General features: G+C 70.9%; 1 protein-coding gene. It reads right to left on the bottom strand.

Going from position 1 to position 227, the window contains the following annotated elements:
- Positions 1 to 227: AMP-binding protein (locus AB4Y42_RS44775; protein WP_368697959.1), on the bottom strand; the 227-nt coding region annotated here is incomplete at both ends.

The raw sequence follows: 227 nt of genomic DNA, 5'->3' as shown, positions 1-227 counted from the left end.
GCCGGATCCAGCGGCAGATACGCGCCCCCCGCCTTGAGGATCGCCAACAGCCCCACCACCATCGCCGGACTGCGCGCAAGGCAGATCGCCACCGGCTGATCCGGCCTCACACCGAGCCCGGTCAGATGATGCGCCAGACGGTTGGCCCGCGCATTGAGCTCGCCATAGCTCACGCGCTCCTCCGCACAGACCACCGCCACCGCCTCCGGCGCCTTGGCGACCTGCGC

The sequence above is a fragment of the Paraburkholderia sp. EG286B genome (assembly GCF_040965655.1).
GTDB lineage: Bacteria > Pseudomonadota > Gammaproteobacteria > Burkholderiales > Burkholderiaceae > Paraburkholderia.
The sequence above is the reverse complement of the archived record's forward strand: the minus strand, read 5'-3'. Positions and strand labels throughout refer to the sequence as shown.